21 protein-coding genes are annotated in these 21,415 nt (G+C 52.5%); 1 reads left to right on the forward strand and 20 read right to left on the reverse strand.

Annotated elements, in window-relative coordinates:
* The first annotated feature begins 25 nt into the window (after positions 1-25).
* The gene (locus tag LG300_RS13335; RefSeq protein WP_404375802.1) at positions 26-727 is read left to right on the forward strand and encodes a response regulator transcription factor; all 702 of its coding nucleotides are present in this window, start codon (positions 26-28) and stop codon (positions 725-727) included.
* A 128-nt stretch (positions 728-855) separates the two neighbouring features.
* Here the strand turns inward: LG300_RS13335 and LG300_RS13340 are convergent, their stop codons facing one another.
* The 20 genes from LG300_RS13340 to moaB all read right to left on the reverse strand — a co-directional run bounded on the left by LG300_RS13340 (position 856) and on the right by moaB (position 21,412).
* Positions 856-2,079, reverse strand: a complete 1,224-nt coding sequence (locus tag LG300_RS13340) for a nitrogen regulation protein NR(II) (RefSeq protein ID WP_404375803.1) — start codon at positions 2,077-2,079, stop codon at positions 856-858.
* 68 nt (positions 2,080-2,147) lie between these two features.
* Entirely contained in the window at positions 2,148-2,516 is a 369-nt protein-coding gene (locus tag LG300_RS13345) for a response regulator (RefSeq protein WP_404375804.1), read from the reverse strand.
* A gap of 30 nt (positions 2,517-2,546) precedes the next feature.
* Entirely contained in the window at positions 2,547-2,918 is a 372-nt protein-coding gene (locus LG300_RS13350) for a response regulator (protein WP_404375805.1), read from the reverse strand.
* 57 nt (positions 2,919-2,975) lie between these two features.
* Complete coding sequence (locus LG300_RS13355) at positions 2,976-4,067, reverse strand: response regulator (RefSeq protein ID WP_404375806.1); 1,092 nt, start codon at positions 4,065-4,067, stop codon at positions 2,976-2,978.
* On the reverse strand, positions 4,057-5,229 hold the full coding sequence (locus LG300_RS13360; protein ID WP_404375807.1) for an ATP-binding protein: 1,173 nt from the start codon (positions 5,227-5,229) through the stop codon (positions 4,057-4,059). The genes LG300_RS13355 and LG300_RS13360 overlap by 11 nt, the downstream gene beginning before the upstream one ends.
* A gap of 9 nt (positions 5,230-5,238) precedes the next feature.
* Positions 5,239-6,351 (reverse strand): ATP-binding protein, encoded by a 1,113-nt coding sequence (locus tag LG300_RS13365; protein WP_404375808.1) that lies wholly within the window; start codon positions 6,349-6,351, stop codon positions 5,239-5,241.
* Positions 6,352-6,387: 36 nt separating this feature from the next.
* Positions 6,388-6,774, reverse strand: coding sequence for a response regulator (locus tag LG300_RS13370; RefSeq protein ID WP_404375809.1), 387 nt, complete (start codon positions 6,772-6,774; stop codon positions 6,388-6,390).
* A gap of 56 nt (positions 6,775-6,830) precedes the next feature.
* Positions 6,831-8,024 carry a methyl-accepting chemotaxis protein gene (locus tag LG300_RS13375; RefSeq protein ID WP_404375810.1) on the reverse strand — a complete coding sequence of 398 codons (1,194 nt, stop codon included), beginning with the start codon at positions 8,022-8,024 and terminating at the stop codon, positions 6,831-6,833.
* A 1-nt stretch (position 8,025) separates the two neighbouring features.
* Positions 8,026-8,403, reverse strand: a complete 378-nt coding sequence (locus LG300_RS13380) for a response regulator (protein WP_404375811.1) — start codon at positions 8,401-8,403, stop codon at positions 8,026-8,028.
* Positions 8,404-9,186: a ParA family protein gene (locus LG300_RS13385; protein WP_404375812.1), complete on the reverse strand. Its 783-nt coding sequence runs from the start codon at positions 9,184-9,186 to the stop codon at positions 8,404-8,406.
* Complete coding sequence (locus LG300_RS13390; protein WP_404375813.1) at positions 9,183-9,434, reverse strand: hypothetical protein; 252 nt, start codon at positions 9,432-9,434, stop codon at positions 9,183-9,185. Before LG300_RS13390 ends, LG300_RS13385 begins: the two co-directional genes overlap by 4 nt.
* Positions 9,418-12,291 carry a chemotaxis protein CheW gene (locus tag LG300_RS13395; protein WP_404375814.1) on the reverse strand — a complete coding sequence of 958 codons (2,874 nt, stop codon included), beginning with the start codon at positions 12,289-12,291 and terminating at the stop codon, positions 9,418-9,420. Before LG300_RS13395 ends, LG300_RS13390 begins: the two co-directional genes overlap by 17 nt.
* Positions 12,288-12,689, reverse strand: coding sequence for a response regulator (locus LG300_RS13400; protein WP_404375815.1), 402 nt, complete (start codon positions 12,687-12,689; stop codon positions 12,288-12,290). The genes LG300_RS13395 and LG300_RS13400 overlap by 4 nt, the downstream gene beginning before the upstream one ends.
* Complete coding sequence (locus LG300_RS13405) at positions 12,667-13,578, reverse strand: CheR family methyltransferase (RefSeq protein WP_404375816.1); 912 nt, start codon at positions 13,576-13,578, stop codon at positions 12,667-12,669. Before LG300_RS13405 ends, LG300_RS13400 begins: the two co-directional genes overlap by 23 nt.
* A gap of 2 nt (positions 13,579-13,580) precedes the next feature.
* Positions 13,581-14,246 carry a HEAT repeat domain-containing protein gene (locus tag LG300_RS13410; RefSeq protein WP_404375817.1) on the reverse strand — a complete coding sequence of 222 codons (666 nt, stop codon included), beginning with the start codon at positions 14,244-14,246 and terminating at the stop codon, positions 13,581-13,583.
* Between the two features lie 71 nt (positions 14,247-14,317).
* Complete coding sequence (gene cheB / locus LG300_RS13415) at positions 14,318-15,394, reverse strand: chemotaxis-specific protein-glutamate methyltransferase CheB (protein WP_404375818.1); 1,077 nt, start codon at positions 15,392-15,394, stop codon at positions 14,318-14,320.
* A gap of 22 nt (positions 15,395-15,416) precedes the next feature.
* On the reverse strand, positions 15,417-16,982 hold the full coding sequence (locus LG300_RS13420) for a chemotaxis protein CheW (protein ID WP_404375819.1): 1,566 nt from the start codon (positions 16,980-16,982) through the stop codon (positions 15,417-15,419).
* Between the two features lie 30 nt (positions 16,983-17,012).
* The gene (locus LG300_RS13425) at positions 17,013-18,923 is read right to left on the reverse strand and encodes a methyl-accepting chemotaxis protein (RefSeq protein WP_404375820.1); all 1,911 of its coding nucleotides are present in this window, start codon (positions 18,921-18,923) and stop codon (positions 17,013-17,015) included.
* A 651-nt stretch (positions 18,924-19,574) separates the two neighbouring features.
* Positions 19,575-20,837 carry a gephyrin-like molybdotransferase Glp gene (gene glp, locus LG300_RS13430; RefSeq protein WP_404375821.1) on the reverse strand — a complete coding sequence of 421 codons (1,263 nt, stop codon included), beginning with the start codon at positions 20,835-20,837 and terminating at the stop codon, positions 19,575-19,577.
* A complete protein-coding gene (gene moaB / locus LG300_RS13435) occupies positions 20,834-21,412 on the reverse strand; it encodes a molybdenum cofactor biosynthesis protein B (protein ID WP_404375822.1) in 579 nt (192 codons plus the stop codon). The genes glp and moaB overlap by 4 nt, the downstream gene beginning before the upstream one ends.
* Between the last annotated feature and the right edge of the window lie 3 nt (positions 21,413-21,415).

The raw sequence follows: 21,415 nt of genomic DNA on the forward strand, positions 1-21,415 counted from the left end.
CACCTCAAGGGAAATGGCTTACTGCATGCATATCGGAATACTTGAAGATGACCCTGTTCAGCAGCGCTTTTTAACTAAAGCGATCAATGATTCTGGCAACTTACTGGCAACATGCGACATTTTCGCCCGCGCTAGCGACCTGCTTAAATCGCTACAAAAGCATACCTTCGACTTGCTAATTATTGACTGGTATCTTCCAGATGCTGATGGTATGCAAATGGTCAGGCTACTCCGAGAGGAGCTGGGTTGGAAGGGGCCCGTGCTATTTATAACCGCCAGCCAAGGAGAAAATGACGTTGTCTTGGCACTAGAGAATGGAGCGGACGATTTTCTCGCAAAACCGATTCGCCCAGTAGAACTACGCGCACGGTTACACGCCTTAGCCCGCCGAGCCAATATAACCCTCAAAGTTCAATACGCATCACAACACCATGGTCCCTACACCATTGACCAGGCAGCTCACTCCATTACCCTCCATGGCGAAAAAATTTCGCTAACCCCCCGGGAGTACAAACTTGCTGTTCTGCTATTCACTAATGAAGGGCGGTTATTTTCCCGCGAACACCTTCTAGAGATGGTATGGGGTATTAACGCTGACATCACCACGCGTACTGTCGATACCCATATTAGCCGTGTGCGCAAGAAGCTACTCCTTGATGGCACTTATAACCTAAGACTAAAGAGCGTATATCAATACGGTTACAGGCTAGAGCCGATTGCTGACTAACTTGGAAAATTCACAGGCACTTTCACACTAACAATACCTAACAGCATCATCTAGAAAGCTTAATTTCGAAAAATTGAAATTTAAATATGAGTTAAAAGATATTACTTACAGTTTCTAATTCTTCTAACTTAGGCACAAAGCTCTGGAGCTGCGCTAGCTGGCAAATAGAGCCGGAAGGTAGTGCCCTGACCTGGCTCGCTATATGCCAGAATATGCCCATGTGACTGTCTTACAAACCCATACACCGCAGAAAGCCCCAGCCCAGTGCCAACTCCAGGTGCTTTGGTAGTAAAGAATGGCTCAAATATCTGAGTAACTATATCTTCTGTAATGCCACCCCCCGTATCTTCGATACTCACCTCAACAAAATCCCCAGGGATTAGGTCATAAGTTTCAGCCTCTGCAGTTTCAATACATGTATGCGTAACGCGTATGCTAAAGCATCCACCTTGAGGCATGGCATCTCGGGCATTAATGGCCAAGTTGAGCAGAGCATTATCAAACTGGTGAGCATCTATGTTCACCCAGGCCAACTGGCTTGCCCCCCGTATAGCAAGACGCACGGTTTCCCCTAGCGTAGAGCGAAGCAGTGGGGCCATCTTGTACAGGTGTTGGTTCAGGTCTAGCGTTTCCGGCATTAAGGTTTGACGACGAGAGAAGGCAAGTAGCTGTTGGGTTAAAGCAGCAGAGCGGTCACTCGCTTGCTTGAGTATGGCGAGATGCCCTAACGCCACCGAGTCATTTTGCAGCCTATCTTCCAATATTTCGGCCATACCGCTGATAACTTGCAGAGCATTATTAAAATCATGGGCGACCCCGCCAGTTAGCTCTCCAACGGCTTGAATTTTTTGCTGATGGCGCAGAATTTCTTCTTGCTGGATACGCTCCGTTTCATCAGTGAAATAGACCGTAATTCCCTCATCGGCGGGATAGGCTCGCACGTGTAAATGACGCTTTAGCAGCGGGTAGTAGAACTGCACTTCTCCCGCCTTGTGCTGATGCATTACCTGTTGGAAAAGCGCATACGCTGGTGTATCCACTGCCTCAGGGAAGCATTCCCATAGAACACACCCTTTTAACTGTATAAATGAGGCATTTAGCAAGCGCTCCCCATGACGGTTGCAGTAAGTGAAACGAAAGTCGTTATCTAAAGCGAGTACCGCATCAGAGATCACATTCAAGATGCCATCTAAATGCTGTAGCCCACTCTCTTTCTCCTTCACCTCTCCTGTACGCCACTTGTAGAACAGTGCTAAAAACCCTAACAACAGAATATCGACAAGCACTAAGGAGGTAACACTCGCGCCAAACACCCCTAAAACGCCCACTATCAACACGAGTGATAAGCTCATGCCCGCCACACGCCGCCTTTCCCAGCTTGTCATAGTATTATTGTGGCGAAAGAGGTGTTTAAAAGCCCTCATAGCAGCGTGTCTAGGGCATGTTTTAATGTCGCCCTTGCTACAGGCTTACTCAGCACGCAGTTAGCGCCTACCATCTTTGCAGTACTCAGCGAAAAATCGCTCCTTAATACGCGGCTTCCCCCTGATATCGCGATAATAGGTAGGCCTGGGTGGAGTGCTTTGATTCTTTCGATGCAGGCCATACCGCCATCCTCTGGCATGATCATATCCGTCACCAATAGCTGCGGACGCACTTGGCTTGCTATGCTCACCGCTTCATTAACGCTGGTCGCATAGCGCACTTTATGGCCCAAGCTCTCCAACAACATCTTCAATGTTGTGCCCACCGCCGCATCATCATCGACCAGTAAAATATAATCTGCCACCGAGCATTCCTTTTTAACCAAAGAGGATAATTAAACACCTATTTTTTCAAGTGCTAACTTCAACCCCTCTTGGGTAAAGGGCTTGGGCAAAATAGCACTGGCACCTGCTAGCTTGGCAGAATCCAGTGAAAACTCTTTCGAGAGCGTGCGGCTGCCGCCGGACATCGCGAGTATCGGTAGCTTAGGATATCGTTTGTGGAACTCCACGATGCCTTCAACCCCTGTCAGCCCTGGCATTACAATATCAGTAATCACCAGTGCGATATCGCGGTGCTGCGCCAGCTGGTCCAAGCCCATTTCTACGCTCTCGGCGGTGTATACGCGATAGGTCTGTCGTTCCAACATGCGGGTTAACATGTTGCGTAGTGAGCTATCGTCATCAATTACCAGCACTGCCGTCATGGTTGCTCCTGGGTTGTTTTTTTGTATTGTGGCTAAACAGCTGCTACCGCTAAATCGTTACTGCTCAACTGTTGCCGTCAAGGGAAAGGTCAGGGTAAACGTTGTACCAACGCTAGGTAGGCTTTTAACCTGAACACAACCACCATGGCCTTGCATGATGCTGTCTACCACCGCAAGACCTAGCCCCGTGCCTTCGCCTACATCGCGCGTCGTAAAAAACGGTTCGAAAATGCGCTCTAAGTGTTCAGGCATAATGCCACTTCCCGTATCAGAAACGCTTACCCCGCCCTGTTTTTCGCTTTTCCAGGTAGAGAGTGTTAACTCCCCCCCATTTGGCATAGCTTTTAATGCATTTTTGCACAGATTATCCATAATGCGCTCTAGCTGCCCAATATGGGCTTGCACGCAGGGCCGCTGCAATAGTACATGCTTCAACGAAACATTATTCGGCATTTGATGAGGTAAATGATCAATATACCCAAGCAGCCACTCGGTTAGGTCCACCGTTTCGAGGGCAAGCGGCTCATCACGTACATAAAGCAGCATTTCATCTACCAGGCGTTTACCTCGCCTGCCCGCCCACTCAATCTCGTGAATGCTCTCCAGCAGCAAAGGCTGCCCGGCAGCATCTTCTGCAAGCAGCTCCGCATTCCCATTGATGGTTTGCAGCATATTATTAAAATCGTGTGCGATACCGGCTGCCATTTGCCCAAGTGCACGCACTTTTTGCGTGCACTTTAGCTCCTGATAATTACCATACAAACGCGCCATGATAGATAGCTTACTAGCCAGCTGATGAGGCTTAATTGGCTTAGTTAAATAGTCATCTGCACCGCAATCACTAGCGCGCTGCCAATCCTCTGGCGTGTCATTGGCGGTAACAATAATGACTGGATGCCACTTTCCATTATGCTGCGACTTTTCTAGCGCCCTGAGCTGCTGTGTTGCCGTGTATCCATCCATGCCCGGCAACACGACATCCATGAGTACGATGTCAACTGGCTGCTGCCGCAACAGGGACAGCCCTTCCTCAGCACTATTGGCCGAAACCACACAATACCCCTGACGCTGGAGCAGACGCCGTAGTAGCCGCTGCTGGATAGGGTCATCTTCAACGCTAAGCAGCGTTAACGGGCTATTAAAGCTCATCGTGGCCAAGGTCCACAGGTAATGGTATTGGCTTTAGCGGTAGCAGTAGCGCCACTTCCGTTCCTTCACCAGGCATACTGGTAATTTTGACATCTCCTCCATGCTGTAATGCGCAAGCGTTCACCATCACCATCCCTAACCCACGCCCTTTACCTGGCGCTTTAGTGGTAAAAAAGGAGTGAAACACGCGGGACTGCATTTTTTGATCCATCCCTACACCATTATCGCCTATGCTCATTTCTAAACAGGGTTCTCCTCCAAGCAGCCTTCCAAACCCAACTTTTAAACTCAGGCAAGGGTCATCGGTATCTTCCATGGCATGCAGAGCATTCTCAATTACTTGTGCCAGCGCTTTTTCTACAACAGTAGCATCAAGAATCGCGCTATCAGGTACCTCATCAAACACTAGACGGACTTCAAAATGTGATGCGGCGCTCATTTGGCAACGCTGTAAAGCCGACAACATTAACGTGCGAGGGTTACAAGGGTGGTAATTCAGGTTAATGCTGTCAGCACAAAACGCCATATCACTAATGAGGGCAGCTGCGCGCTCACCTGCTTGACGTATTTGCCGCGAGTTTTCAAATGCCGGATGCTCTTCACTAAGCAGCAACTGATTCAACTCAGCCAGGCCATTAATACTACCCAGCAGGTTGTTAAACTCGTGTGACAACCCGGTCATTAAATTCAGCATAGCTCGCATGTTTTCACTTCGAATAGTGCGTGCTTCAACGGCGAGAAACTCGTCAATATTCCAGCCGATGCTAAGTATTAGCTCATGGGAGCCATTGATTGAGGTGATCAGCGGCAGCCAAAGCCGCTCCTCTTGCCAGAAGCCCCCGTCAGCACGGCAGTGGCTCAGACGTTTAACGATATGCTGCCCACGTCTCAACGCTTTTAGTAAGGCATAAACGAGAAGGCGTGGGTTTGGGTCGATGCGCCAAAGGTGCGCGGGCATTCTCTTCAGTTCATCGCGTGAATAGCCAGTCGCGGTACAGCTAGCCTCGTTGGCATATAGCACGCGAAAGCGGCGATCAGTCACCACCACGCGTAACGGCGAATACTCAAAAAGACGTTCCACCAACTCTAGGAGTACATCTTGAGTCTCTGATATCTGGATCGTTTCTAGCTCGCCGCTTGGCAGGTGAGTTGCCTGATTCATTGTAACCTCTTAAGCCATTTCCTTTAGGGCAGCGCTCTCAAGAGGTAAGAAAAGTGTAATAGTCGTTCCACCATTCACTACACTACTTACCTCTAGCCTGCCTCCGTGCGTATCCAATAACTCCTGAACTTGTAGCATCCCCATACCGGTGCCACCTTGCGCCTTTTTAGTTGTAAAAAAAGGCTCCATAAAGTACTGCAACTGCTCATCTGACATTCCATGGCCGTTATCGCTAACCGCCACGACTGCATTTTTTCCATCTTGACTAATATCTAGTGTCAGGGTTATTTCGGGCTTTTTGCGCTCTCTTGCCGCTTCGCCCGCATTTTTTAAAAGGTTGGTCAGCGCCAGCAATAGATAGGACTCGTCTATTGGTACCTGCATATCATTGCTGGGTAGCAGTAGCTTAAAATCGGCGTGGCTAGGCAGGGTTTTCTGAAGTAGCCGCCGCATAGCGTTTAAAAACGCAGGTAAATTAAGCATGTCCAACTCTGGCTGCCCCATCTGACCACCACGGCGTAAGCGCTTGACCAGTGTTTCTGCCTGCTGCCCGGCGTGCAATACAGCACGTAAATTCTCTATAACCGCTTCGTTTTTAGCACTGTTGGCCAAAATCGCTAAATTCACTTCCGTTAAGCCGGTAATGACCCCGAGCATATTGTTAAGCTCATGGGCAGAGGCTGCCATCAAGGTATATTGACTTTCCAGCGTTGATAGGCGAACTAACTGGCATTCGTACTCATTGGCGATAAACCCAATTGATAGGTAGCCAACGGGAACACCTTGTTTATCGAACAGCGTTTGCACAGTACGTTGTTCGTGCCATAACTTCCCATCTTTACGGCGATTAACAAAAGTTCCCGACCAGGCACGGTAAGCCAATAGCGCTTCATTTAGTTTTTGCCGCGCCTCTAGTGATGTGTATTCACTCCCCCAATAGTGCGGCATACAGCCAACCACATCTGACAGTTGATACCCAGATACCTCTGAGAAAGCTGGGTTGACGTATACCACGCGCTGTTCTAGATCGGTGGCGACGACCAGCGCATCAGAGAGATCAAAAAGATCACGCAGTGAGAACTGCTTCTCCAGGCACAAAGGGTTAGGTGCCAAACTATTCATGCATATACCACTAGTGATCTATTCACAGGTTATGGGTTAACGTAGCGCCGAGCGCGCTAAACTTTCACGCACAGCTTCACGAAACTTTGCCAGGCTGATCGGCTTGGTCAATGTTTGCTCTGCCCCTGCCATACGCGCCGAGCCTAGGGTAAAGCGGCTATTCAGCGTGCGCTGCCCACCAGAAATGGCTAGCACGGGTAGCGACGGGTAACGCTCCTTTAAGCTCCGAATAAGCTCGGTGCCGTCCATCTCTGGCATACATATATCGGTAATTACTAGTTCGATATCGTGGTGACTCTCCAACGCTTTTATGGCCTCTTTCCCCTGAGAGGCTTCAATCACCCGGTAATTATCTATCTGCAGCATCTGCTTAGCGGTATAGCGAAACTGCTCATCATCATCAACTAATAGAATGGTTGCCATGGGGCCTCCTATCTCCATGAATGCCACAAAGGACGTAAAAAAAACTTACAACGTATTTAGAACAGCTCAATTTTGGCAGCGCTATTACCGTTACCGCTGCCTACCTCTTGCTCACCGCCGCCCACCTGTACATGCGAATGGTGATAAGCATCTTTTTCGGCATACTCCGCGCTAATTTCAGCGAGCAGGTGCCAAGGTGGTGAACCATCGTTATTAATCGCTTGAGAAATATCCTGCAAAGCTCCGCTGCGACTCAGAATACTGTCGCGGATACGCTCGGTAATTTGCCGGGTAACATCCTGGAACTGAATATTGCCGAGCGCGTCGTTAACCTCTTTCGCCAAGCCCGCATGGTGCTGCGTAATCGCGCTTAGCAGCATCCGGTAGAAGAGCCGCATATCGGTGTAGCCATCGTCTAGCTCTTGTGTTTGCGTCATCAGGCGCTTCACTTCGCTGATATCTTTTTGGATTCGCGCTTCCATTTCGGCGCCAAAATAGCTCTCTACAGACGCCTGCACCTCTTTAATACTTTGTGTGATTGATGTCGCCGCCTGTGACGAATGTAAGGCCAGGTCACGGACCTCTTTGGCCACAACGGCAAAGCCTCTTCCTGCTTGCCCCGCTCGGGCAGCTTCAATGGCAGCGTTTAAAGAGAGCAGCGTGGTACGCTGGCTAATGCTTTGAATCGATTCAACGCTTTTATTCAGACCTCCAATCCGTTCACCTAGCAGGCGAAAGTCTTGGCGCTGCTCCTCTATGTGTTCGGGTAGCGTATGAATAAATTGGGCCAGCTCTTTGATGACATCGCTGCTGTCTTCAAACGAGCGCTGCATCTGTTCGCTTTGCTGGGCAGCTTCTTTTAGGTACTCCATCAGCTCATCAGCTAATCCGTTAACCCCGGCCAAGCTATGGATCAAGCTATTCGCCGCTTCTTCGGTAAAATCAACCGTCTCGTTTAGGCGGTCCATAGCGAGCTGATCGTGTTCAGCCATCGCTTTTAACCCATAAGCGACATCACTCTCAGCACCTTGGTGGTTACTAATGCTGAGAGTACCTTTACGCCTTACCCAAACTGCCCATAACGCCACCGCTAATGCTGCCCACAGCACTGCCCAGCCCAGCGTGGGTAGGGCAGTGTGCTGAGCTAACCAGTGCGACGATGCCGATGATAGGGCGAGTACCGCTAGAAGCAGTGGAATGCCTAAACGCGGTATTTGCTCATTGCACCACCGCCACATTGCGCGCCACATATTAGGCTCCTGGTACCACTTGCTTGATCACATTAATCAGCTCTGTACCCTGCACTGGCTTCACTAGCCAGCCCGTTGCTCCGGCTTTTTTCGCTTCATCACGACGTGCCTGCTGGGACTCAGTGGTGAGTACTAAAATAGGTACAAAGCGATATCCGGGAAGTGCCTTAGCGGCTTGAATAAGTTCAAGGCCGTTCATGTTCGGCATATTAATATCGGTGATGATCAGGTCTGGCTTCTGACTCAAGCTTTTTAGCTTTTCTAGCGCGGCTTGGCCATCGGGTGCCGTGCCTACCATATAGCCAGCCTGTTTCAAGATACTACTCAGGCTCATCAAAATAGTATTCGAGTCATCCACAAGAAAAATACGTTTGGTCATCTATGCCTCTCCTTCTGTCTGGGGGGTCTTAACCTGATCAGGTGTGATCTTGGCTGCGAGGGTGCGGTAGTCCAACGCGCCGGCACTGTTCGGTGCATAGCGATGGATGGGCAGCCCATGAGCAAAAGCTTCTGCTAACTTTATGTTGTTACGTATGCCAGGCAGCATGCGCGCTTGACCAAACTGCATTGCCAAGCGGTCTACGGTTTGCCGATGCAGTTGCAAGCGTGCATCAAACATCACGGGCAACAGGCCCAGCATACTTAGCGATGGGTTGTATTGAATTGCTACACGATAGAACAGCCTTGCCAGCTGCTTAGCCCCTACCTCCCCTAAGTGGTGAGGCAAGAAGGGAACCAAGACGGCATTGGCGGCGCTCATTGCACTTATCAGCAGGCCATCCTGTGTTGGTGGAGTGTCGATGACCACCGCGTCAAAGTGTGCATAAATATCCGCATCGGTAAGCGCTTGTTTTAACCCTGTCAGCGGCCACTGTTGGCCATGGCCGTTAAAGCGTGTATCGGCGGGCACAATACTCACCCCTTCACACGCCGTCGGCTGCCAAAGAGAAGCCAACGGCGTGGTCGGGTGAGTTAGCAAGTAGTGCATGGTTTTCTCAGCTGGTGGTTCATCACCCAGCCCTAATCCAATCGAGGCGTGCCCTTGGCTATCCAGGTCGATCACTAACACGCGGTAGCCTTGGCTCCCCCACAGTGCGGCTAAATTCACGGCTGTGGTGGTTTTTCCCGTGCCACCTTTACGATTGGCTAACGCGATAATCACGGCGCTGAGTTCTCCGCCTGCAACACGCGGGCCAGCCACGAGTCGCTCGGCAGCGGGTCAAGCGTGATATTCGCCGTGGCTTTCGCCGCCAGAATGACCTGGAGCACTGCCGTGTGTAAATATTCACAGTGGCGAAGATTTAGACTCGCTTTGGGCTGTTCAAGCAGCCAACCATGAAGCGTTTCGGCCTCTTCTACCTCACAGGCCCCCGTTAGCACGGCGCTGCGTCGCTTAAACTCGATCGGCATAACGCTCTCCTGATATTGCCGCGGGTTCTGACCGATTTATTAGCGCGGGCAGGTTAATCACCAGCAGCACACGGCCATCGCCCATTAGCGCACTTCCAGAGTACAGCTGGTAGCCTGCCATAATGCCTTCCATGGGTTTTTGCACAATATCAATACCTTGACGGAAGTCATCAATAACGAGCCCTACTTGCTGACCGTCAAGCTCAACAATCAGAATGGCTTCCTCATCGCGCGGCGGTGCGTTTTCTAAGCCCAACAAGGTGCGCGTACGTTTTAGAGGAATGAGCTTGTCACGCAGCACAATACTTTCGCTGTGCTTGATCCGGTGTATGGCCGTGGTTGGCACCCGCACTGTTTCGCGGATATTAGCCATGGCAATGCCGTAGTCTTGTTCGCCAATGCGCACCATCATGACGCGAGCCACAGCCATGGAGAGCGGCAACAGGATGCGGATGGTGGTGCCCTCCCCAGGCTCACTCGCCACACTGATTTGCCCTCCAGAAGCAGCAACCGCCGTGCGTACTGCATCCATGCCTACGCCGCGGCCAGAGATATCTGAAACCTTCTCGGCTGTAGAAAGCCCTGCAGCAAAAATTAGCTGCAGCGCCTCTTGGTGGGTAATCGTTTCTAGTTTTTGCTCGTCGAGTAGCCCGCGCTGATAAGCTTTTTGCTTGAGTTTGTCTACGTCGATTCCACGCCCGTCGTCCATCACTTCAATCAGCACTTGGTCATCAAGTGCCTGAGCGCGCAGCTTAATCATGCCTTTTTCAGGCTTGCCTGCGGCCAGGCGCTCTGCTGGGCTCTCTAACGCGTGATCCAAGCTGTTACGTACAAGGTGAATCAAGGGGTCAGCTAAGTGATCTACCACATGCTTATCTGCTTCAGTTTCCTCCCCTTCTAGCACCAGTTCTGCGTGTTTATCTAACTTGCGGGTCATGTCGCGCACCAACCGTGGAAAACGTTGGAACACAACAGAGAGCGGCACCATCCGCGCACCCATAACGGCTTGCTGCAAGCGATCTGCAATGCGATCAATATTGGCGTAGTGGCTGTTCAGCTCTTTGGCAATTTCACCTGGGCTCATGCCCTCTGTAGCGTGCTTTGCCAAAAACGGCAGCGCATTTTTAGCCACCACCAGTTCACCCGCCAGCGTCATTAGCTCATCAATTCTCTGCTGCTCGACACGAATCGTCTGGCTTGTGGCACCCGGCTTGTCGGCCTTGGCGGCTTTCTCTGCACTATGATCATGCGGCTGCGGGTTGTGCTGACTATCCACCTTTGCCTGCTCTGGTACGGCAGGAGATAAGGGGGCTTGCGCATTAACAGGTGCAGGTGTAGGTGTAAATGCCGCATCGTGTGTGGCTGCGTCACGCTTAGCCACGTAGTTATCCAACCACGCTTTTAGCCACTCTTTTAAGGGCTGGCTATCCTGCTGTGCCTGTGCCGCTGTTAGTGCCTCTTGGAGAGTGCTGTGCTGTGCTTGTGCATCACCAAGATGGCTCAGCATGCGCTGCACCACGTTGGCCACCGCCACTAAACGCGAGGCAAACAGCTCTGGCTTAACAGGCGTTGCCAACACTTCGGCCTGCTGCACCAACACTTGATAGGCAAGGGCTTCTTCACCCTCCTCTACATCACCGTGCGGGGTATCCCCCTCTCCTGCTGCTACTGCTGCCGTGCTACTCGCCACTAGGCTATCGCCTGTCGATGCGCGGGTATTCGCTGGCACCGGTTTTGCCGCTACTTTGTGGGGCGCGTATTCGCCGGTAGTTAAGGCATCTATCAGCGCAAGGACGACTAACCGCGACGGCGGCTCACAGCGTAGCGCCAGCGCTAACCAGTGCACTACGCTGTGCTGATAAAGGGTGTCACCACATAGCTCTTGCAACGGAGCTAAGCGCTGCTGCAAGCTGGGCCAATCATAGGCTTCAGCGAGTCGCGCGGCCTCTTCTACAAAGGGGGTAAACAGTTCATTATCAAGATCATTGCTGCCCACCTCTCCGGCGGGTTGAATCAGCGCTTCGACGGCGAGAGGCGCCACACTGACCGACTCCGACAAATAGCGAAGGTGGTGCAGCACAGCGTCCTCTGTAGTGAGTGCCACGAAAGAGAAATCCAACTGGCAGCGAAATGGGTCTAACTCTTCCAGCGCTGGCCACGGCTCTCGTGGTGAGAGGTGTAGTGCTTGTAGGCCAGGCACCATTTTGACACTTTGCAGCGGGTCATGGCCTTGGAAGAAGCACTCCTCAGGTGGCGTAAACGTGACCACTACTAGCGCTTCACTGTCGCTTTCCTGGGCTGCTTTTACCAGTTGGCGACGCGTTGCATCTGGCAGCGCGAGCACCCATGCCGGTGCGCCTGACTGGTTGGATGACGCTTGAAGTGCCGGTGAAGTACCCTCAGTCGCTTCCAGCGCCGTTTGTTCAGAGGAAGCGCTTTCGCCTTGTGCTGTCTCGCTTTGAACTGTTTCGCCTTGAAAAGCCTGCGCTAAGATTGCTAGCTGCTCGCTTAGCTGAGTTGGAGCCGTTTCTGGAAGCGCTTGTGTTGCCTCAACGCTATCCAGCCACTGGGTTATGACGTCCAGCGCATCAAAAATGATATCGGTTAACGCCGGCGTTAAAGGCAGTGTGTGGCTACGTACCTGATCCAGCCCATCCTCAATAACGTGTAGCAGCCGGCTGAACTCGGAAAGATCCTCAAACAGCCCCGAAGCACCTTTAATGGTATGCATCGCGCGGAACAGCTCGTCTAGCAGTGAACTGTCATCCGGGGCTTGCTCTAAGGCTAGCAAACAGCGGCTGGCGACTTCTAAGTTATCGCGCGCTTCATGGATAAAAGACTGTAGTAGTGGACTCATGCGACACCTCCTTGCACATGCTCTGTGCCAGGCGCATCGGCGAGCAACAAGGTAACTAACTGCTGGAGACGTTCCGGCTCTGTCGGTTTAATTAAATAGAGGTTGGCTCCTGCACTGAAGGCACGTTCGCGGTCGTGGTACTGCGACTCTGTACTAATCATCACAATAGGCGTATCTCCCAACCGTTCGTCGGTGCGCACCGCCTGGGCGAAGCGATAGCCATCCATTTTGGGCATATTGATATCCACCAACATCAAGTCAATGTCGGCGTTGGCCATGCGTTCAAGCGCTTCTACACCATTTTCTGCCTCAATGACGCGATGGCCCAGCGCCTGCATTAGCTCACGGTGGTAAAGGCGTACCGTCACGGCGTCATCAACGATTAATACGGTTTTCACCCGGCTCTCCTTGAAGTTGGTTGAGACGGCTATCGTCGGGCTTTTGATAGGCCAGCGCCTTGGTAAATTTGCGCACCCTAAACAGTGACGAGATGCGGCTCATCGATTCGGAGTGCCCCAGAAAAATGAACCCTCCGGGCGATAGTGCGTCGTAAAACACCTCAGCAGCACGGCGTCGAGCAGCGTCATCAAAATAAATCAGTAGGTTACGGCAAAAAATAATATCGAAATCGCGGTAGCTGCGTGTTTGCTCCAGGTCTGACAAGTTCACCTTGGTGAAGGCAATCGCATCGCGAATCTCCGCATTCAGCTGCCACTGGTCGTTATCCAACGCGGTAAAGTAACGCCGCCGAATACGGTCACTGACGTGCATCAGGGCGCGCTTTCCGTAGATTCCTGCCTGAGCTTTGGCCAATACACGTGTATCGATATCTGAAGCTACGATCTCGACGTCAACGTGCTCAATCGCCGGCCAGTGTTCCAGCAGCATAAGCGCGATAGAGTAAGGCTCTTCCCCCGTACTAGACGGTATTGACCAAATTTTTAGGGGCTGACCTGGCTCGCGTGCTGCAAGGCGCTCATTTAGCACTTCCTCTACCAGGCACTCAAACTGATACTTTTCGCGCATGAAGTAGGTTTCATTTACCGTCATCAAATTGACGAGGTGCTGAAACTCATCACCTTTAGCTTCAAAACGCACAAAGGTGTAATAGCTACGGAAGCTTTCATGCCCCGTTATACGCATACGCTCCAACAAACGCTTATCAACGAAGTAGCGTTTACTGTCTTCAAAATAGAGCCCGGTACGGCGGTAAAAATAGTCGCGAAAGCGAGCAAACTCAGCGCCCGAGATGAGTGTTTTAGTCTCTTGCTGGGTCGTTTCCACCATACCTAGCGTCCTTGAGAGCCGTCAGTTTCTATTCGCTCTAGCGCAATCTTAATCGCGAAGCGTAGGTATGCTGGGATGTTGTTACCCGCTTGCAGCCTCTCAAGCGCTGGTACCATTTCCGCTGTTCCGAACTCTGTCGCACGATCAACAGCAGCGCCTAGCACGTTGGGGTGTGACTCTTGTAACAGTACCTGGGTGATCCACTGAGGGGCATTTTGGTGGGGCAGCGCGCGCAAAATATCGAGTGCAAAAATACGCACATCCGCATCGCTATCATTCAGCAATCTTTCCACATGTGGTGCTACCTGTTCTGGCAACGTTTGCAGCACATCAATCGCTTGATTGCGCACATTAGCTTTTTCAGAACGCAACAGTTCAAGCAGCCCCTGGGTGACTTCCATCGCTGCTTCGCTATCACTATGGGTGTGCGCGATATGCTCTAAACTGCAAAAAAGCGCTTCACAGACGCTTTCATCCTCTTCCGCTCTTAGGGCATTCAATAAATCATTTACCGTCTCGGGAAAGTGGCTAAGGTCACGCGCAGCCCAGCGCCGAATAGGCGCCTCGGCAGCGTGTAACTCCTGCAACAAGCTAGCGCTGTCGCGGGCATGCTCGCGCCCTTTACGGGAGGGCAACGCCTGGTCGGAATTAGAACGTTTCAATGCCATGTGAAGTCTCTTGCCGCTACTTATCGTTCAATGCTTAGATCATGCTGTTGGTGCAAACCCTGGCGTTATCGCTACCGGCTCACCCATTTATCTAGCTGTTCTGCTATTGCTTCATGCGGCAGCACCACACTCGCCCCTTGCTGCTCAATCAGAGCGCGGGGCATCCCAAACACCACTGCACTCTCTTCGCTCTCGGCAATGGTATAAGCGCCCCCTTGGAATGCTTGTGCCATCTCATCAGCGCCATCGTCTCCCATGCCGGTCAGCTGTACGCAGATCAGTTCGCTGTCGCGGTAAACACTCCGCGCTGACTCCACTAAGCGGCTGATACTGGGGTGCCATAGATGTGAGTCCGAAGCAGGAACACTGATCATCCGAACATTCCCGGCGCGCTTAACAATACGCGCATCGGCATCTCCTCGGGCAATATAGGCATGCCCTGGCTCCAGCAGCATAGGCCCTCTCACCTCGCGAACATTTAGCGCACACTGGCGATCCAAGCGCTCAGCAAATGGCTTGGTGAAGTGGCCTGGCATGTGCTGGGCTACCACGATGGGGCAGGGAAAGTCTTCCGGCAGCTCGCTTAAAACACGTTCTAACGTGCTCGGCCCACCGGTCGAGACGCCGATGACTACCAGCTTATAGCGACTACCTAACCGGCTACGTAGTGAGCTGCGCAGTGGGCGTCGTGTGGCTGGTTGCTCACTCACATCATGCCGCTGGCGCTTTTTCACCTTGGTAACAATCGATTGGCGCTGGCTGGCGGCGGCACGGACTTTGGCTTGCAACTCTTGCTCAACATCACGCAGGTTGAGCGATACCGTGCCGCCGGGCTTGTTGACGTAATCAAATGCCCCTAGTTCTAGTGCCTCAAAGGTCGCCAGCGCCCCCTTTTCGGTAAGCGAGGAAACCATAATGACCGGACGCGGTGCCTGGGTCATGATGTGGCTCAGGCAGGTCAGGCCATCCATAACCGGCATGTTGATATCTAGCGTAATCACATCGGGGTCGAACGTATCGAGACACTCCAACGCATCCTGGCCATCACGCGCCACTTCAGTCACGATGTCGCCTGCGCTTTCCAGCATTTGTGTAAGCTGACGACGCATCAGCGCGGAGTCATCAACGATCAATACCTTCAATGGCATAACACGTGTCCTTGGCTTTGCATCAACTGGCGGTGGCCGCTATCTCTTCACCTGCCTCGGCACTCTCCACCAACGCTTGCTGCTCGTCATGGCTCATTAAGGCGTCAACGTTAAGTAGCTGCACTAGTTGGTTATCCGGTGTCCGCACGACTTCACCAAGCAGCTTTTGCTGCGCGGCAGATAGCCGCGGTGCCGCTTCAATGGTGTGACGCTGCAGACGACGCACCTCGCTCACCGTATCGACCACAAACCCTGTGGTGACACCATTAAGGTTGAGCACTAGGATTCGCTGGCGCTCGTTGTGCTCAATACGTGCCAGCCCAAACCGTGCGCGCATATCCACAACGGGAAGCACCGTGCCACGCAGGTTCATCATGCCTTCGATAAAGTCTGGGCTTTTGGGAACGTGATAAAAACGCTCTGGCAAGCGGGTGATCTCTTGCACTTGCTCGATGGAAATACCGTACTGTTGCTCTTCAAGCGTGAAGACAACCAGCTGACACTCATCGGTTTGCTCGTCACTTACGTCATGCGCCATAACATCTTGTTCCTGTCGCTGTTGCAGAGCGGTTTGAGGATCCTCCAGTGCCAGCGCACCCGCATCAGAAAAGAGCGGGTCGGTGGCTAAAAGGCTGAGTAATCGACGCCCTTCATCCAGGCGGCAAATAGCAGCAACGTCTTGCATCCCGGGGTCACGTGCGAGGACTTCAGGCACCGGCTCCAAGCGTTTCTCTTCCAGGCGGACCACTTCTTTTACCTGATCAACGGCTAACGCCAGCCGCACTTGCCCACGACGAAGCACTACAACAACCTGTTCATTCACAGCTTCCACAGGTGCCAAGCTAAGCAGCGCGCGGAGTGAAAACAGGGGGAAAGGTTTGCCTCGCCGTGTCATTAACCCTATGACATGGGCGGGTGCTTTCGGCGTATGGCTAATGCTGTCGGGGTAGCGCAGCACTTCTTGCACATCGTTCAAGCGAAAAGCGTACTCTTGGCCATCCACTTCAATACTGACTAACTGTGTTAGCTCGCTATTGTCGTCAATGGAGGCAACGGCTTGATTGGCGGCGGTGCCGATGCTGGCCATCGCGCCTACCAGATCACTTTCGCTGTCCGCGCTGAATTCACGGGCCATGAGGGCATCAAGATCAAGTAGCTGAAGCAGGCGCTTTTCGTCACCCTCTAGGCGATACACACCGGTCAATAGCTCCGTATCAATGCTATTGATATCAGAAGCGGACTCGATCTGGTGGCGCTCCAGAGTTAACACCCGGTCTACACGGTCAACGACCATGCCTACGCTTTGGCCCATATCCAGCAATAGCACACGGCTAGCTTCATTGATGACGCCTTGCCCCATGCCCAACAGTGCTCGTAGATCGACTATCGGAGAGACGCTGCCACGCACGCCGGCAAGCCCCAGTAGCGAGGGTGGAGTAAGCGGCACCTTAACCGGCTCCGGGTAGCGCATAATCTCCAGCACCTGCGTCATCGGAAGCGCAAATAGCTCATCACTCAGGGCAAAGCTCACTACTTGCATCAAGCCGTTGTCGTCGCTATCCGTGTCGTTTTGCAGTGTTGCATTCATAGCGCATCCTTATTCTGACTTTGCCATGCATCAGGTGCTCTGCATCTCATCAGCGATAGAGGCAATCTCTTCGACCGCAGCGGCCAGCTCTTCAATACCCTGGGTTTGCTGGTCAGCTGATACTGAGGCTTCACGCACGCTAGAGGCCGACTCTTCAGCAGCTGTCGCAATCTGTTCCATACCTTTTTTACTTTGAGTGATCGCTACGCTGATTTCCGTACCCGCCTGATCGACACGAGTTGCACTTTCTTGTAGCTGCTTACACAGCTTGCCAAGGGCATCGATATCGCCAAGCACTTGTTCGGTACGCAACACGTCGGTTTCTACCGTGGTGAGCGAAGTTTCTAGGTCGCTGACTACCGCGTCGGCTTGGTCTTGAATACGGCGCACCAAGTCTTGTACTTGTTCAACGTTAGTGGAGGCATCATCTGCAAGGTTTTGAATGTCGCCTGATACAACGGCAAACCCCTTGCCATACTCACCTGCACGCGCTGCTTCTACCGCGCCATTAACCGCGAGCATGCCGGTTTTAATGGCAATGTTAGCGATAGCGTTAGCAATCTTGTCGATCTGCCGATTGAGACGCTGCACATCGCGTACATTTTCTAGGTTGCGGCGCGAGGCTGCTAAATCCTCACGGATTGCATCCACCATGGCGTTAACATTGGTTTGGTTTTCGTTTAGCTGTTCACTAATCGCTGCAATGCTGGTGGATGCCTGATTGGCACGCTTGTCGCTGACCTGTACAGCCGCCTCGATCTGAGTGATCGCAGCGAGGCCTTGCTCTGCTGCTGAGGCGCCTTGTTCGGCTCCGCTTAGGATCTCTTTAAGTGCCGTATCGACTTCTCGTGCCCCTCGGCCTAGCTCTTCCACCGAGGCAGATAGCTCTTCGGCTGAAGAGGCGACACTCTCTGCACTTTTCGCAACATCTGTGCTGCTGCGCAGCTCGTCTGAGACTTCTTCAAGCTCTGTCGCCGCTTCTTCAGCACCGCGTAGCGCACGCCTTTGTTCCGCGAGGGAATTCACTACTTCTTCTGCGGCGGCAGCTTGTTGATCAGAGGCAGAAGCGACGTTTTCTGCGCCCTGCTGAAGGTCATCAACAGCTTTTCTGACCTCATCTACGCTGTCATTAACATCGCGAGCACCACGCGTAACATTGCGCACTTCTTTTAAGATGGCGTCGAAACCTCGCTCGATGGTCTCGCCATTTTTGATTTGCTCTTTCGCTGCTTGCGCCGTGTGTTTGACTGCCGAGCCGGCTTCATCGCTTTTTTCACGGATATTGGCGACTAAATTGGTAATCTCTGTCGCGCTACGCTCAGCCCCTTCCGCTAGGGTGCGTACGGTATCGGCGACGACTGCAAAGCCTTTACCATGGCGTCCGGCGCGGCCAGCCTCAATGGCCGCATTGAGCGCCAAAAGGTTTGTTTGATCAGCAATGCGCATTACTTGGCGCGCCGCTTCGTTGATCTCTTTGGCCTGCTCCTCTAAGCGCTCCATCAGCTTGAGAGAACTCTCTTGACGCTGGGCAGTGGTACGCAAGCTATCGACCAGGCTAAGAATTTTCTCACCGGCTTCTTCAGCACGCTGGTTGGCTTGTTCAGCTAATTTACGGGTCGACGCTGCTGATTCCGCTTGTACTGTGACGTGCTTTGCAATGCTTCTGACTGCCGCCAAGCTCTCCTGACTCGCGGAGGAGGCCTCTTCTGCCCCAGAGGCAATTTCTTGCATTGCATCGCTAAGTTGGTCACACGCTTTGCCCGACTCGGTGATACCTGCAGCAAGCTGCTGGGCCGCGCTTGCGACACGCTCAGCCGACTGCTGCTGTTTTGCTAGCGTCCGGGCTCGGCGACGGTGCTGCTCAGCAGTGCGTGTGATTTCACTATCTGCAGGAGAAGCGGCGTAAGAAGTGCGTGGTGTCGTGCTCTTTTTTAAAGCCATTAATACGCTACCTTGTTCTCTATCCAATCCTGGACGCTACGTAATGGTGGGCATAGGTGTCGTCGCGATGCCCTGGAAATCGTAAAGCCGTGTTGCCACACTCAAACCACTTAATATCAGCGGCCCAAAAAGCGAGCGATTGCCTGTGGGCATTTGCGCCCGTTGACATTTGCATTGCTAACTGGCAACACGTCTTATTTAAAATTAAGAATAAAGCCTAAGAATCATTTCTATTTTCGCTAGGTAATGCTATAACGAAATTCCTCAAGCAAATGTCATAGATTGTAAATTCTCACCTCTCACCTCTCTCGGCCTGTTGTTATAACAGCTATAACAGCTATGGCAGCCGCTTCGGTGGAAATGCCTCTGTGGAAGTGATTGATAACTTGGCTGTATCACCAGCCGTTCGAGCACCCCCGATCTCTTCACGCTGGTTTAAAAGCGCACGCTCACACTACAGGGGGAATTAATAGATACCTGCCCTTGCCATGCACTGTGCCGACAGTGCATGGCAAGGGCAGACTAGAGAAGCCTGACACTACTTATGACAGCAGGTCAGGAGAGGACGGAAAGTTATATAGCTATATAAAAGGCTATATAAAGAATTATGTAAAAATGCTTTAAAAAAAGCACTTCAAGGAAGTTAATTTTTTAAGCAGCAAATTGATTAATCGGGTAATAACGATAAGTGTTTCCTTCAACCACCGCTGTGGCAGGCTCAATCAGTAAATATCCATCAGCCTGACTAGCCGCGCTGAGCATATGTGACCCTTGCCCGCCGGCTAGGTGAGCTACAGGCGTTTCGCCTGACCAGTCAAGCGTCACTCGTAACAGCTCTCGTCGCCCTTGAGGGCCTCGCCGAGCAAAACCAGCCGTTACTGGATACGTCTGCAGCGCTGCTAAATGTCGCCCTTGCAGAGTATGAATAAACGGTAGAGCTAACAGTTGCCACCCCACCAACGAGGCCACCGGATTGCCGGGTAGTGCGATGAGCGGGGTTGCCGAAGTCAACTCCGACCCTAAATAACCAAAGGCAAAGGGTTTTCCCGGCTTGATAGCGACACCATGAAAAATCAGTCCTCCACGCTGCTCAATCACTGGGCGGACGTGATCCTCCTCCCCGACCGAAACACCTCCAGTGCATATCACCACATCCGCCACGGCATGCGCCTGTTCAAATGCCTGATGCAGAGGTTGAGGCGAATCAGCGATCACGCCTAGATCCACTACATCGCACTGCGCCTGTGTTAACAAGACCTTGAGCATGGCGCGATTGCTGTCGTACACCTGCCCGGGAGAGCGCGCTGTTCCAGGGGCAATCAGCTCATCTCCCGTGGATAGTAGTGCCACCCGAATACGCCGCTGCACGGTCACTTTATCTACGCCATGGCTTGCAAGTAGCGCTATCGCGGCCGCATCCAGGTACTTACCTTCTGGCAGCAATGGAGTTCCAGCGCGGGTCTCCTCACCTTGGCATCGAATATTCGCCCCGATGGTGAGTTCACCATCGATATGGATATGACCGCTTTGATCAAGAGTAACCCGCTCCTGAGGCACCACAATATCGGCACCCAGCGGTACCGGCGCACCTGTAAAAATACGCGCACAGCCCCCTTGGGGTAACAGCATCACACCTGCCCCGGCGGGTACACGCTGTAGCACCGGCAGCCCTTCGCCATCAGTGGCAGCCCGGTAGTCGGCCAAACGCAGTGCGTAGCCATCCATAGCGCTGTTGTCGACTCCCGGCATATCAAGAGGAGCAACAACCGGTTTCGCCAGCACCCGCCCCGCTGCCTGTTGCAGGGTAACGCTCTCTACAGCATGAAGCGGTGTTGCTGCTTCCACTAGCCGTTGGCGGGCTTCAAACAGATCGATTAACCCTGGCGTTACGACGTCAGCACATTGGCAGTTCATAAAGGCTCCTCGATATGCGCAGGGGCCTCTGCGTGACGACTACGGCATGGAGACGCGGAAGGTAGCACCATCGCTACAAAGTTGCAGGGCCGAGTTCGGGCGTCTAGCTGCAGCGAGATGATCTTATCCCACGCCATGGCGCACGCTTTAGGTGAACCAGGCATAGCAAATAGCAGCGTTTGATTGGCTACCCCCGCGACGGCTCGTGATTGAATCGTCGCCGTGCCGATTGTCTGCAGAGAGTACTGCCGGAACAATTCGCCATACCCCTCAATACTTTTATCAAACAGAGGGGTCAGCGCTTCAGGTGTGGTGTCGCGGGCGGTAAAACCAGTACCGCCATTGACCAGAACCACATGGATATCCGCTCGGACAACCCAGTCCGATACCACGGCACGAATCTGATAAATGTCATCGGGGACGATACGGCGCTCCACCAGATAGTGGCCGCTTTCGCTTAATTGCTCAACAAGCAGATCACCGCTGCCATCTTCATCAAAGCCACGGGTATCAGACACCGTAAGGACGGCGATACCAAGCGGTATGAATAAGGCATCTACAGGAACATGGGACATAAC

The sequence above is a fragment of the Vreelandella aquamarina genome (assembly GCF_044805175.1).
GTDB lineage: Bacteria > Pseudomonadota > Gammaproteobacteria > Pseudomonadales > Halomonadaceae > Vreelandella > Vreelandella aquamarina_B.

Bases quoted from the DNA above. Each gene is read 5' to 3' on its own strand.
- LG300_RS13335 (WP_404375802.1), top strand. From the start codon at position 26: ATGCATATCGGAATACTTGAAGATGACCCTGTTCAGCAGCGCTTTTTA.
- LG300_RS13340 (WP_404375803.1), bottom strand. From the start codon at position 2,079: ATGAGCTTATCACTCGTGTTGATAGTGGGCGTTTTAGGGGTGTTTGGC.
- LG300_RS13350 (WP_404375805.1), bottom strand. From the start codon at position 2,918: ATGACGGCAGTGCTGGTAATTGATGACGATAGCTCACTACGCAACATG.
- LG300_RS13355 (WP_404375806.1), bottom strand. From the start codon at position 4,067: ATGAGCTTTAATAGCCCGTTAACGCTGCTTAGCGTTGAAGATGACCCT.
- LG300_RS13360 (WP_404375807.1), bottom strand. From the start codon at position 5,229: ATGAATCAGGCAACTCACCTGCCAAGCGGCGAGCTAGAAACGATCCAG.
- LG300_RS13365 (WP_404375808.1), bottom strand. From the start codon at position 6,351: ATGAATAGTTTGGCACCTAACCCTTTGTGCCTGGAGAAGCAGTTCTCA.
- LG300_RS13370 (WP_404375809.1), bottom strand. From the start codon at position 6,774: ATGGCAACCATTCTATTAGTTGATGATGATGAGCAGTTTCGCTATACC.
- LG300_RS13375 (WP_404375810.1), bottom strand. From the start codon at position 8,024: ATGTGGCGCGCAATGTGGCGGTGGTGCAATGAGCAAATACCGCGTTTA.
- LG300_RS13380 (WP_404375811.1), bottom strand. From the start codon at position 8,403: ATGACCAAACGTATTTTTCTTGTGGATGACTCGAATACTATTTTGATG.
- LG300_RS13390 (WP_404375813.1), bottom strand. From the start codon at position 9,434: ATGCCGATCGAGTTTAAGCGACGCAGCGCCGTGCTAACGGGGGCCTGT.
- LG300_RS13395 (WP_404375814.1), bottom strand. From the start codon at position 12,291: ATGAGTCCACTACTACAGTCTTTTATCCATGAAGCGCGCGATAACTTA.
- LG300_RS13405 (WP_404375816.1), bottom strand. From the start codon at position 13,578: ATGGTGGAAACGACCCAGCAAGAGACTAAAACACTCATCTCGGGCGCT.
- LG300_RS13410 (WP_404375817.1), bottom strand. From the start codon at position 14,246: ATGGCATTGAAACGTTCTAATTCCGACCAGGCGTTGCCCTCCCGTAAA.
- cheB (WP_404375818.1), bottom strand. From the start codon at position 15,394: ATGCCATTGAAGGTATTGATCGTTGATGACTCCGCGCTGATGCGTCGT.
- LG300_RS13420 (WP_404375819.1), bottom strand. From the start codon at position 16,982: ATGAATGCAACACTGCAAAACGACACGGATAGCGACGACAACGGCTTG.
- LG300_RS13425 (WP_404375820.1), bottom strand. From the start codon at position 18,923: ATGGCTTTAAAAAAGAGCACGACACCACGCACTTCTTACGCCGCTTCT.
- glp (WP_404375821.1), bottom strand. From the start codon at position 20,837: ATGAACTGCCAATGTGCTGACGTCGTAACGCCAGGGTTAATCGATCTG.
- moaB (WP_404375822.1), bottom strand. From the start codon at position 21,412: ATGTCCCATGTTCCTGTAGATGCCTTATTCATACCGCTTGGTATCGCC.